Annotated in this window: 10 protein-coding genes; 1 reads left to right on the top strand and 9 read right to left on the bottom strand. The window is 47.7% G+C overall.

All coding sequences use genetic code 11. The features are described from left to right. Positions 1-319 precede the first annotated feature (319 nt). Both HNR77_RS15340 and HNR77_RS15335 read right to left on the bottom strand, forming a co-directional pair. Positions 320-1138 carry a TerC family protein gene (locus HNR77_RS15340; RefSeq protein ID WP_145406174.1) on the bottom strand — a complete coding sequence of 273 codons (819 nt, stop codon included), beginning with the start codon at positions 1136-1138 and terminating at the stop codon, positions 320-322. Between the two features lie 274 nt (positions 1139-1412). Continuing rightward, positions 1413-1727: a DUF3817 domain-containing protein gene (locus HNR77_RS15335; protein WP_184185877.1), complete on the bottom strand. Its 315-nt coding sequence runs from the start codon at positions 1725-1727 to the stop codon at positions 1413-1415. Positions 1728-1948: 221 nt separating this feature from the next. Here HNR77_RS15335 and HNR77_RS15330 point away from each other — a divergent pair, with 221 nt between their 5' ends. Further along, positions 1949-3052, top strand: coding sequence for a glycosyltransferase family 4 protein (locus HNR77_RS15330; RefSeq protein ID WP_184185874.1), 1104 nt, complete (start codon positions 1949-1951; stop codon positions 3050-3052). Positions 3053-3076: 24 nt separating this feature from the next. Here the strand turns inward: HNR77_RS15330 and HNR77_RS15325 are convergent, their stop codons facing one another. From HNR77_RS15325 to HNR77_RS15295, 7 genes are all read right to left on the bottom strand, one after another. Beyond that, on the bottom strand, positions 3077-3439 hold the full coding sequence (locus HNR77_RS15325) for an HIRAN domain-containing protein (RefSeq protein ID WP_184185871.1): 363 nt from the start codon (positions 3437-3439) through the stop codon (positions 3077-3079). Positions 3440-3476: 37 nt separating this feature from the next. Continuing rightward, positions 3477-4448: a helix-turn-helix transcriptional regulator gene (locus HNR77_RS15320; protein ID WP_184185868.1), complete on the bottom strand. Its 972-nt coding sequence runs from the start codon at positions 4446-4448 to the stop codon at positions 3477-3479. Positions 4449-4761: 313 nt separating this feature from the next. Further along, positions 4762-5283, bottom strand: a complete 522-nt coding sequence (locus HNR77_RS15315; RefSeq protein ID WP_184185865.1) for a hypothetical protein — start codon at positions 5281-5283, stop codon at positions 4762-4764. Between the two features lie 230 nt (positions 5284-5513). Continuing rightward, complete coding sequence (locus HNR77_RS15310; protein WP_111270097.1) at positions 5514-6149, bottom strand: 50S ribosomal protein L25; 636 nt, start codon at positions 6147-6149, stop codon at positions 5514-5516. Positions 6150-6385: 236 nt separating this feature from the next. Continuing rightward, positions 6386-9265: a type I pullulanase gene (pulA, locus tag HNR77_RS15305; protein ID WP_184185862.1), complete on the bottom strand. Its 2880-nt coding sequence runs from the start codon at positions 9263-9265 to the stop codon at positions 6386-6388. A 309-nt stretch (positions 9266-9574) separates the two neighbouring features. Continuing rightward, the gene (pulA, locus tag HNR77_RS15300; RefSeq protein WP_184185859.1) at positions 9575-11668 is read right to left on the bottom strand and encodes a type I pullulanase; all 2094 of its coding nucleotides are present in this window, start codon (positions 11666-11668) and stop codon (positions 9575-9577) included. Positions 11669-11833: 165 nt separating this feature from the next. Then, positions 11834-13366 (bottom strand): extracellular solute-binding protein, encoded by a 1533-nt coding sequence (locus tag HNR77_RS15295; RefSeq protein ID WP_184185856.1) that lies wholly within the window; start codon positions 13364-13366, stop codon positions 11834-11836. Between the last annotated feature and the right edge of the window lie 38 nt (positions 13367-13404).

The raw sequence follows: 13404 nt of genomic DNA, 5'->3' as shown, positions 1-13404 counted from the left end.
GCTCATAGAATGTCATGTCAGATCACTCCATAATCAATATGCCTTTTCTTTTATGTCGACCGTATGAGGCCAAAAAGACGATGAGCCGGATATGCAGTTGTGTCCAAGTTACGGTGTGTCGAATTCAAATCATAACCAAGCGTCATGTCTCTCGGCCTCCCTTCATCATTGATAGTATTATATTAAGGGCACTTCTTTTCGGTTGTCAACCCTTTCCTTGGAAAATATTGATGTACACGTGAGACCCGTGTGCACCTGCGCAAAAAGAGGAGATCGTCCGAAGACGCCTCCTCCATAGCCATTTTTCTTCAGGAGAACATTACAATTCAGTCTGCTTCTCCAGTTCTTCAACCGGGTTTTCATTCTCCTTCGCTGGAACCTTGGATGACAGGAACCACCCACACACAGCGATCGCAATTAACACAATATAAAATCCGAATTTCCATATTTTGTTTTCGGGGAAATGCTCATCCAGAACACCGAGTGCCGGGTGAGCCAGCGTAATTACGGATAACTTGACCCCTACCCAACCTACGATGACAAAAGCAGCTACTTCGAGACCCGGACGGGAATGAAGCAATTTTACGAAAAAAGAAGCGGCAAAACGCATAATCACAAGTCCGATAAAACCACCCAGGAAAATGACGATAAACTGACCGCCATCCAATCCGCCTATTGGCGGCAAACCACTCGGAGGCAGAGCCACTGCCAACGCTACAGCAGCCAGGATCGAGTCCACTGCAAAGGCAATATCCGCTACTTCAACCTTAAACACGGTCATCCAGAAACCGGATTGTTTTTTCGGCTTTTTAGGTGTATCGTCCACAGCTTCATCCGTTTTATTGCGGCTGCCCATAATCTTCTTAACGATATGGTTAATCGAGATGTACAGGAGATAAAGTGCTCCAATCGCTTGGACCTGCCATACATCAACCAGGAACGAAATGAGGAACAAAGAACCAAGACGGAAAATAAATGCGCCCAGCAAACCATAAAACAACGCTTTTTTACGCTTCTCCTCTGGCAAATGCTTGACCATAATTGCAAGCACCAAAGCATTATCTGCTGCAAGCAATCCTTCAAGGACTACTAGAACCAGAAGCACCCACCCGTATTCCAATAATAATGCTGCATCCAATATTGACTCCTCCTTAATATCCTTATAATGTACAAAAAAAAGGACCTTTACCATTACTGGCAAGGTCCTTTTATTACCACAAAAAGAAACCTTTACCGAGCATGTATACTTGGTAAAGGTCTCGCTAACAACGAAATGCTGCCAATAAAGCCGGGGATGTGATCCCGAATTGACGACTTTATTGTAAAAGCTACTCCCCTTTAACAGGAATATGTAGTTTTAGTACAACCGATGAATAACATGTAAACATCATATTTCATAACATAAAATAAAGTCAAGCTTTATTTACGGATTCACGGTACAATTTTCGAAAAACAAAAAAGTCGTAAATCATGTTGCCCAGTGGTACGAATGACACGAAGAAGAGCGCAATGGGACGGCGCAATCGCCATTTCTGAACAGTGTATAAGGACACCATAAACAAAAGGTACATCAAAAACAGAAAACCGTATAAATTGCCAAACCACGTGACGGCTTGAGACATGATGCCTGCATCCCGGAGAGGAAAGGCAACAAATAATAATAACAGATACGAAATTCCCTGTAACCACAACAGCAGCCGGAAACGACCCAGCATTGAACGTAACATTTTTATCCCCCTGCTTCTATATGCAAAAAACGCATAGTATATCCTGTACAGTATATCACAAAAGCACGTCCGATCTGCAGCACAGGTCGACAGCAGAAAATTCCATATATGAAACGTTGACCCCTGCTGCGTTCGAGCACCACACAGGAGCCAAATTGCTGATTCACACATACAATACATAACGAAGTTTGTTACCCAGGTCGGACAAGGAGGAGCGAAACATGCAAATCGTCATGATAGCACCAGAGAAACTGCCTCTACCCGGCAATGGTTCAGTCGAAATCTGTATTTTGAGCATTGCACGCGAGCTTGCCCGTCGTCATCAGGTCACCATTATAAGTCGTTCTGTAAAAGGTTCTCCGGCGATAGAGCAGATTGACCAGATCACCATCAGGCGTGTCTCCGGTACAAATGCAGCTGACTATACACGATCTGTTATTCGTTTGCTGCATACACTGGAGGTGGACGTTATTCAAGTGGATAACAGACCTCACAGTATGGCAGCGATTAAAAAGGCATTTCCCCACATCCCCGTTGTGCTCTATCTTCACTCTCTTACATTCGTTCAACCCGGCCCAGGGAAAGTCGCCGCACTCAAAAAAGCGGATTGCATTGCTGTGAACAGCCAATCCTTAAAGCGAAGACTCTTTCAGCGTTTTCCTGCTATCAAGTCGCGTCTGCATGTTGTTCCCCTAGGTACGGATGTTGAGCGATTCAGACCAGCAGTCAACAGAGAGGAACAGCTTCGTTTGCGCAAAAATGTTGGCTTAACCGATCGTTTCACTGTGCTGTATGCCGGTAGAGTCATTCCAGGCAAAGGGGTCGATGTTCTTATCCGTGCCATTGCTCTCTTACAGAAACATCTGACTGTCCAGCTGGTCATTGCAGGTAAGGGACCTCAGCAATTTATACGCTATCTGCGTAAATTGGCACGTAAATATAATGTGCAGGCGTACTTTCTCGGTCAGATGAGACATGAGCAGATAGATCAGCTCTACCGAAGCGTGGACTGTCTCGTATGCCCATCACAGAACCATGAAGCCTTTGGCCTCGTGAATGTAGAAGCGATGGCCTCCGGCATTCCCGTAATTGCTTCCGATAATGGGGGGATTCGTGAAATCATTCAATCAGGAAAGAACGGATATTTGATATCCGGCTACGGAAAGCCGCAGCCGTTCGCAGCCGCTTTATCTCAGCTGGCAAGCAGCCCTGCTCTTGCACAATCGCTTGGGGAATGCGGACGTGAAACCGCTGCTGCCCAATTCAGCTGGGCAAGGACAGCCATGCATCTGGAGGCTGCCTACACAAGGCTCATTCGTCCATGAGCCTTTTTATATTTTCATCAATACTCAGGCTTTCTCACGAAACTGCCAATCCGCGATCATTGAATCCATCTGTGGCACGGGTACATGTGTTATTTCGATCAGTTCAATAATGAGCATATCCTTCATCATAAATCTCACTTTTGCACAGGTTTGCTGATAGAAGGCATCATAGAACCCTGCCCCGGTCCAGCAGCCATGAGGGACCTTGCCCGGATGGTTGATAATATATCCTACCTCTCCGATCGGTGGAACAACCACTTTAATTGCCTGGTGATCCCGGCGATTATCGGGGTCTTTTACAAGATACAGCGTATCTCCTACTTGAAATGCCTGAGCTCCATAATAATTATCCATGCCATTTACTGCCGCAAATATTTTCACACTCATATAACTACTCCTTTTATTCCGTTATTTCCTATGGTGACTAGAGTGCCTCTTCATCTTCATATCGTTCCAGCCATGCCAAAAGTTGTTTACGAATCTCTTTTCGATACTCGCGGGGTTCAAGCACCTCCGCCTCAGGACCAAACTGATATAACCACTTCAAAAATTCACGACTGCTATTCAGAGTTACCTCGAATAACAATCCACCATCCGCAAGATCTGTCATGCGCGGACGAACAAACATCTCTTCTTCTTTTATGTAGGGGGCAACTTTTTCAGAGAATCTCACCTTAAAATGAATATGTTCGTCACCCCGATCCACGGACCAGGTATTTTTCATATACTGATTTATGTTGAAATCACCCATATCAAATACAGCATTGGTTTTCGTAACATCCAGAAAACGGCTGATGCGAAACAAACGAACTCTCTGCTGCAGATGACAATATCCTATCAGATAGAAACGTTGATCGCGCGGCACCAGATAATAAGGGTCAATATGTCGAAATGTAATCTCATTATCGGCGAGCGTATGATATTGAGCCTGGATTGTCCTCCCATCTATAATTGCCTCCATGATAGGGATTAACAGGTTGGGGTCCTTCCCTTCCTCCCGGTATGCAGGTATTCCCATTCGGATGATGCCGGCAATATTTTCCACAATTTCACTGTTCCTTGTTTTAAGTTTGGTGTGTGCCGATATAACTTTATCAAAAGCTGAATCAAACTCAGCCGGTAATTTAGAAGTATCGACCAAGGCCGGAAGCATGCAAAAAAGCATGGCCTCCTGTTGGGTAAAATCTAGCGGATACATCGCGAATTCACCAATAAATCGATAGCCCTTTCCATATCCTTCGTTCATTATGGGAGCAACCCTGTCCAAAATCCGGAGATCACGATAAATTGTACGTACAGTTGTACCGCATTTCAGGGCCAATTCCTTAGCAGAGATTCCGGGATTAGCTTGTATAGCCTGAAGTATACGCAGCAGACGAATTAATTTCTCTGTCATGTAGTTTCTCCCCTTCGATATTTTATCGGCAAGGAAAACTAGTTCCTTTAGTTCATATCTAAATCTTTAGTCCCAAATAAGTTTTCGCAAATTCACCTTTTATTGCTAGTTCAGTTGCACTTTTCCCCCCTTTTAATATACATTCTCTTACTCGCTTGCGTAAATTAATAACCCAAAATCGAGTTTAACTAAGCCTGAAAGCCTATACAAAAATCTAAAAATAATGCAAAAAGCCCTGATCCTAAACGAGGCAGGGCTTTGAAAAGTTCAATTTATTGGATTCATTTTTGTTGTTCATCTTCTTTAAGATTCTTTATTTTTCCATTTTACCCAAACTGTGCAGCGCGTGAAGCATGTGATCACATAGATCCGGGATATCCTGCATCTGCTCTTCATTCACTTTGCGATCAAAATACACGCTTGAGGCGATGGTGAATGTTATCGGCGTCTCGCCAAACACGTAATGAATCTGTTGTACGGTCCGCTGAGTCGGCCAATTTTCCTGCAGGATAGCCTGAATGTCATGACAAAGAAGATCCGGCTGCTTCGTCGTAACAAGTTCAAAGCGAAGCTCCAGACCACAACCAGGTTGGCTGCCTGGTGTCTCCAGAATTTCTGCAGCCGTATCCTCCAGCGCACTTTTCAGCACCAGTTCAGCAGTAATGCCGGCTTGCTCTCTGAGACAAAATTGCAGGGTAAACACTCTGGACATGCTGGCCATGTCGAGCTGATCTCTTCGATGAGTGACGTGAATGCGTTCATCCAGATTGTCCAGATCGTAAATATAATTTTCAATGGCTACTTTGAGATTATCGTAGATAGTAGGATCAAACATACAGCAAACCTGCTTTCTTTTCTTTATCTTTATCTTTATCTTTTTCCATTTCTTTTTCCTTTGCTTGCTTCGTTTTCTCAATTTCGTCCGTCTTCACGTTGTACCACAATTCCCTCCGTTATTCCAATGATAGCTGAACCCTGCTGTAAAAAGAAGAAAAAGCCCAGCCCACAAATTGTGGACTGAGCTTGATCTGTTCAACGAGCATCTGGCAGGAAGGCAGCGTTCAATTATTCTTCTGCAGCTTCGCCCTCTGCCTTGGCCTCCGGCTGCGCTTCATCAGCAGAAGCTGTTGGCTCCTCTTCAGCAGCTTGCGGCGGCATCACCGAAGCCACAATAGAATCGGGTGACGTAACCAAAGTCAGGCCCTTATCGAGCTTGATCTCACCTGCGGTAAGACGGTCACCAATCTCCAGACCGCTGACGTCAACTTCAATGGAGGTTGGCAGGTCAGCTGGCAAACCTTCCACTTCCAGCTGCGTTTCCTGTGTCTGGAATACACCGCCTGCTTTGGAGCCGGCAGCAGTTCCCTGAAAATCAATCGATACACTTACAGTGATCGGTTTGTTTTTGGAAATCTGCAAAAAGTCTACGTGCAGCAAACGACCGTTGCGCTCCTGCTGATCCTTGATCAGCACAGGAATCGTTTTGCCGCCCTCCACATTCAGGTTAAACATCTCGGAGCGGCCTGTGCGTGCTACTTTAAGCACTTCTTTTTCGTCCACATGTATGGCGGCGCCTTCTTGTCCCGGTCCGTATACAACGGCAGGAACTCGTCCACCTTGTCTTAACAGGCGCAGTGCTGCACCCTTCTTTTCTGTTCTTGGAGTTGCTGTAAGTTGAGCCATTTTTCCGTTGGATTTCATGATTGAACATCCTCCTTCAAGGGTTCCCTACTTTGGTTTTGTTGGCAAGCTCTGCATCTTCTCTAATAGACCAGAATGGCCTTTTTTCGGAGGCCGTATGTTGGGCCATATCTATATTTACCCCAATGACCTCGCATCTAAAACATTAAACCGAAGATTTTTACCCTTTTTTTTGTTATTTCGCTCTTTTTTATGCACAAAAAAACAGCTGGAATTGCTTCCAGCTGTCAGATCAATCAAGCGCTATTCAGGTCATCATTGTCACGCGAATCGCGTATAATGTGCATCTCATCTGATCCGCTCTGCACGTTAATCTGCACATCCCCATCCTCAGGCGCGATATCCACATAGCGGTCTCCACACGTATCCTTGGCCTCCCATTCATTCAGGCGAATGATAAAGCCCAAATGATGCAGACCTGGAGCCACACGGAATCGCGCCTCAGCCCCACTGCCTGCCCGTTCCAAACGAAACGCACCGTCCTGCATGCCTGTACCCCATACCCAGACATCCCAGCCATCGTAACAGCGATCCTCTCGTTCATATCGGATGGTGATCACTCGCGACAGATGTCTGTGAACCGTTACATTATATACAGCCCGGACATTCCCGGCTTCTGCGATAATATGTGACGTGCCTGCCGTCCCCCCTCTAACAAGGCCAGCATGGCTCACAGCCGCTATATCCGAATGTGAAGAACTCCAGCGGATATGTGCATCTGTCAGAGGCTGCCCGTATTGATCCAGCACCAGTGCCCGAAAACGACTGATTCGGGTTGTGTATAATACCGGTTCACCTACAATCTCGATTCGATCCGCAAACCGGGCCTCGACCTGCACCGTGCAGGACGCTGTGATCGGGCCGCAAACGGCAGTGATTGTCGCGGTCCCCCGGGTCTTCGTATGCATCGTACCGTCGTTATCCATATGCACAATGTCCGGGTCGGACGAACTCCACAGCACGTGCATATTTTCCAATACATTTCCCGTACTGTCTCTTACAACGGCTCGCAGCTGCGTTATCTCCTGTGGTGCAAATACCCGCCGCGGAATGCCAATCTCCAGCGCAGCAGGTTCTGCCCCGATTGCATGCTCCTGATCATACAGGACCATAAGCGACCATCGTTCCACCTGAACCTCTCCTGTGACTGTCTCCAGTACATCCGTGCCAGCCGTATGGTGGTTCACAACAACCTTCCATTCTCCCTCATGCAGGTGAATCGTCTGAGCCTCGTCACAGCCGTTATAAATGATTATAATTTGATGCCACGAATCTCCGTTAGCCCCCTGCTCAAGCATATAGGCCACTACGTTTCCATCTGTACGAATAACGCGAAGATGCCTGCGCACCTGCTCTGCCTCTGTCATACGAAATGCCGGATGTGTGCGCCGCAGATGAATTAACCCTCGATAATAGTCAAAGACAGGTCTGAAGCGCTCTTTATTCGCCCATGTTATCCTATTCACTGCATCGCCGCTGCGATAGCTGTTATGGTCTCCGGCCTTGGACCTTAATATTTCATCTCCGGCATGCAGAAACGGGATCCCCTGTGACGTAAGCAGGATGCCGGAAGCAAGCAGCGAACGGCGAACCATCTCATTCTCCATCAGATGAGCTTCGTGCACGTACCGATAAGCATCGGCAGCCTTCACCGCAGATTCGGCGCTGCCGCCGCCTACGGGCTGACCGTCCTTCCATACGGGAAAACCCAGATCATGACGCAGATCAAGGCAGGTTGCAATTTTATCCCATAGATTCAGGTTATCATGAGCAGTTACATAATTAACGGTTTCTGCGGGAGAAGAGGCGAAATCGTCCAGTGCCCCTGCAGCACCCTGCATAATGGCATGCTCCTGACCCTCAGCTCCTGTAACGAATCCCCTGCCACTGCCGTCACTGTCCCCCTTGATTGCACTGCGAAAATGATCATTGAATACAGCAAAGCCCTGACCTCGCTGCGTTCCTTTGAGGGTTTGGCGTGTCAGTGGAGAAGCACCGCCAGTCCAAGGCTCTCCATAGATCAGAAAGGCGGGATCATGCATTATCTCTCTTAATTCACGGGTCAGTTCAATCATCGTATCCTGATCAATCAATGCCATCAGATCAAATCTGAACCCGTCAATATGATATTCCTCGGCCCAGTGACGTAATGAATCCAGAATATATTTTCGGACCATCGGGCGTTCTGTCGCCAGTTCATTACCCACGCCAGAGCCGTTGCTGAGTGTACCATCCTCATGATGGCGATAGAAATAACCTGGAACAATCCGCTCAAAAGGACCCTTTTCCACGCTATACGTATGGTTATAAACAACGTCCAGCACGACACGCAGACCCTGCCTGTGCATCGACTGAATCATCGTTTTGAACTCACGGATGCGGACAGCGGGGTCGCGTGGATCGGTCGCATACGAACCTTCAGGCACATTGTAATGCTGCGGGTCATACCCCCAGTTGTAGGGGGCTTTGACATTGATATCGGGATTCGCAGCCGCCAGCTCGTTTACCGTCTGATAATCGGCAACAGGAAGTAAATGAACATGAGTAACACCGAGCTCGGTCAGATGGTCAATCCCGATCCGGTTGCCAGCCTGATCTGTAAGCCCGGTCGCTGTAAAAGCCAGATATTTCCCTTTATACGGAAGTTCTGCATAAGGATCAGAAGAGAAATCACGAACATGCAGTTCATAGATAATGGCATCGACGGGGTGCACAAACGCGGGCTTTACATCCTCATCCCAGCCCTCTGGATGTGTATCACTCCAATTGATAATTGCCGTACGCTGTCCATTCGCTGTAACGGCTTTGCTGTACGGGTCTGCAACGATATGCTCTTGCTGATTATCATGAACGATACGGTACATATAAAAGTATCCTGCCCAGTCGCCCGCAAGCGTCACCTGCCAGATGCCATCTGAATATCGGACCATCTCATATGCCCGCCCCTCGTCATGCCCGGTTACAATCCCGAGTTCGTTGTACTCACCTTCATTTTCGAAAATCAATATATGGACCAGCTGTGCTGTGGGTGCCCACAGTTTGAACGTACTCGCAGCACAGGTATAAGTTAAGCCAAGGTCGCTGCCTTCATAACGAAAAGAAGTCCATTCCGGCATCATGCCACCGCCTTTATATCCTTTAATTTCGTGTTTTCCCGATGTTACGAAGCGGGAAGCCATTTGTCAACCCGGGGTTGTCTGTACTGAACATATCGGTCAAAGCGACGTATTCGATGAGCAATCGCTTTCATCTACAGCATATGTAAACAAGCGCTGTGGTTGACAGCTTCTGTACCTGTACAAACAAAAAAAACACTCCCTCAAACCTGAAGAGAGTGTCTTGACGCATGGGCATTTTATACATGTCTACTATTACAATATCCGGTATATATTTGGGAACCTATGACTCATGTACCGAATGAAATATCATACTAAATATAAAATGGTCATGGATAAGCCTTTGACCTTGATCTCTCCGTTTTCTCCGTAATGGCCGTTCTGACGATCTTGCACAGTACGAAGCGAATGCACATCCACTCGCCCATCTTCAACAGCGACATTCCACACACCGGAAGGGATGGGGATCGAGCGAGTACGCATGGCCGCATTATAGATCACTACTATCCGCTGCCATGTATCCTCCACCGCGGCACCTTGCAGCTCATAGGCAAGGAGTCCTTCTTCTTGATGCAAAAGACAAACATGCTGCTCAATCGCTTCGCGTGTACGCAGGCGAAATACCGGATGCTCCCGCCGCAGCTGAATGAGTCCCCGGTAGTAGTCGAACACCGGCTTAAACCGCTGTTTCTGTTCCCAATGGATCGCATTAACCATATCTCCGCTCTGATGGCTGTTCATATCCCCGTATTTACTGCGCAGCAGCTCGTCTCCGGCCGCAATCAGGGGAATACCTTGTGAGGTCAATACAATGCCGTTCGCAAGCAGACAGCGCCTTACCGTCTCGTTCCCAAGTACATCATGCGGATCGACCTGAAGATAGGGATTGGCTTTCCTCACCGCCTCTTCCACGCTGCTGCAGCCCTTTAGGCTTCCATCCTCGTTATACTGCAGAAAACCAAGCACCTCCTGCAAACCCTGTGTTCGCGCAACCTTATCCCACAGATTGAGATTATCATGTACGGTTACATAATTAATCGTCTCGGATGGTGCTGCCGCAAAATCATGAATAGACCCTTGCACCCCTGTCCATAAATCGGCTGCCTTCCCTTCTTCACCTGTCGCAAATCCTTTGCCGTCTCCATCACTATCCCCTTTAATGACGCCTCGGAAATTGTCATTGAATACTGCAAAACCTGCTCCGCGCTGCGTTCCCTTCAAGGTCATCTTATCTGCCAGCGGAGATTCCAGCGCTCCCCAAGGTTCCCCGTATAACAGGATGGAAGGGGACACGCGAGTATGTAGCTCAGAGGCAAGCTGTTTCATCGTGGTTATATCCATCAGCCCCATCAGGTCAAAGCGAAAACCGTCCACATGATACTGCTCGGCCCAGAATCGAACCGAATCGATGATAAATTTGCGAACCATCGCTCGTTCTGTTGCCACCTCATTCCCGGTACCCGAACCGTTGCTGTAGGTTCCGTCTGCATGCTGGCGATAATAATAGCCGGGAACCAGCTTTTCAAAGGAGCTGCCTGCTGTATCAAATGTATGGTTATAAACTACGTCCATAATGACCCCGATACCTTTACGGTGGAGTGCAGCAATCATGGACTTGAATTCACGAATACGTGTCTCGGGCTCGTCTGCACGTGATGCATACGAGCCTTCCGGCACATTGTAATGCAGCGGATCATATCCCCAGTTATAGTTGGAGGCATCATGCATATGATCATTTACACCTGCTTCATCTACCGTTGCAAAATCAAAAACAGGCATCAGGTGCACATGCGTAATGCCCAGTTCAGCCAGATGGTCAATGCCAAGTGTATGGCCTGCTTCATCACGCAGCCCCGTTTCCGTGAATGCCAGATATTTGCCTTTGTTCACGATGCCTGATGAGGGATGAATGGAAAAGTCCCGGACGTGCAACTCGTACAGCACAGCATCGGTGGCATGGTGCAACTCCGGGCGCTGGTCCTGATGCCATGCTTCAGGATGGGTCTGCTCCATATCTACGATGACACCCATCTCCCCATTTATGGTAACTGCTCGTGCATAAGGATCAACTGCTGTAGTTGAGGTTCCATCGGCAAAGGTGGGCCTGAACATATAACGATAGCCCCGGCACTCTCCCTCTATATTAAGAACCCACACCCCCTGCTCATCAGACTGCATCGGCATAACCTGCTGCTTCACTTGATCTGAATGTTCATCAGAGCTTCCGTCTGTTTGTGGCGGATATAGAAGAACCTGCATCTGAACGGCCGCTGGAGACCAAACCTTGAAAACACATAGATTGTCTCCAAGTGTAACCCCAAGATCATCTCCTTCATATGCATCAGTGATCTGGGCTGGACTCGCTATTTTCGCGGCTGGCTGTCTCTTCTTGTCGTCAATCATTATCGTTCTCCTCTCAGCGAGTTGAGTGTAATAAGTCGTTTATTAAAGATGGCTCTTTACCCTTTATACCCGTTCTTCGGATAAGCCATAATAGATTTGCGCAAAAAGAAGCAGCCGTGATGTATTCTGCCATCACAGCTGCTTACTCGCTCTTTTGATCCTGTTTTATTTTCCGTTCAGCTCTTTGTACGATGCCTCCAGCTCAGTAATGAGCTGGTCACCACCTGCTTTTCTCCAGCTCGCAACTTCCTGCTCCCAGCCAGCATCATCAATTTTGCCCATGATGTATTTGGTCTGTGCATCCCAGATCATCTGATCCAGTTCCTGACCACGCTCGGTGTAAATCTCCGAGGACAGGGTCAGTGCAGGGTTAGCGATGGCATACTGCTCATTTTCACGAGCCATCTTGGTGCCTTTCATGCCAATCGGAACATCGACCAGTTCAGGCACATTATATCCTTCTACGCTAAGCAGGTTATCCCGATACGGCTTGACCTCGCGCTGATACGCGTCGAAGTCTTTTAATTCCGTTTTGCCATCCGCTGTTTTGCTGTAATGTATATCAAGCAACCCGCGCAGCTGAAGCGTGCTAAGCTCCTCGTCCATCAGCTGGTCCAGGAATGTGAGCACTTTTTTGAGCTGCTCTTCATCCTTTACAGATGCTTTAGGAATGACCAGCATGCCATAGTTTCCTGGCTCACCCGCAATGCGAATGCCTTGTGGTCCCTGGAATGGTGCTACGTCAATAATACCATCCGGTGCATTCGGTGTAAGACGCTGCTGAGAGGATTTCCCGTTCTGGGCCACACCGTTCAGCTTCATGGCAACGAGCCCTGAATCCATTTTTTTGTCCGCATCCGAAGGGTCGAGTGCAGGGAAATCACTGTTAATCAGCCCCTCATTAAACAGACGCTTGAACAGCTTCATCGTATCCACATATTCGGTGGTCAGAAATTCCGGTGTCAGTTTGCCAGCATCATCCACACCCCACTTGTTCACTCCGCCAATACTTACAGCAATCCGGGTCAGCGGTGAGGAGACGCCCTCATTATACTTTTTGAACAGCAGCGCACCGTACGTATCTTCCTTGCCGTTGCCATCCGGGTCATCCTTGCGAATCGCACGCATCACCTCATACCAGTCATCCAGCGATTTCGGAACATCCAGCTTCAGCTTGTCAAACCAGTCTTTGCGATACACGATCGCCGTCCGGCCGATATCCCGGAAGTTCGGGATGCCATAAATTTTGCCTTCGATCTTGATATTGTTGAAATGAGCCTCGGACTGGGCAGACAAGTTCTTGTAATCTTTCAAATAAGGCCCGAGCTCCCAGAACAAGCCTGTCTTCGCTGCATTAAATGTAGTAGGCACATAATTGACACGCATAATCGTTGGCATCTCCCCTGATGCCACCATGACATTCACCTTGTCATCAAACGCCGACTGTGGAATCCACTGCACGTTTACATCCGTGTTGGTATATTCCTCAATCTTCTTCTCAATCTCATTTTCCTTGGCGGGCACATCTCCCACCTGCATCAATGAAATGGAAATAGGCAGCTTGCCTCCTTCTGCAGCCGGAGCCTTTTCTCCCCCGCATCCTGCCAGCAGTCCGGCAGACATCGCACCTACAATAACGAAGCTTCCTATACGAAGCATAGCATTATTCTTTGAAATTCCTGGACCTTTTGGACTCATGAAGCATCTCTCCTTTTTGGATAAGCCTATTGTTCAGC

This window comes from Paenibacillus sp. JGP012 (assembly GCF_014203995.1).
Classification (GTDB): Bacteria; Bacillota; Bacilli; order Paenibacillales; family Paenibacillaceae; genus Paenibacillus; species Paenibacillus silvae.
The sequence above is the reverse complement of the archived record's forward strand: the minus strand, read 5'-3'. Positions and strand labels throughout refer to the sequence as shown.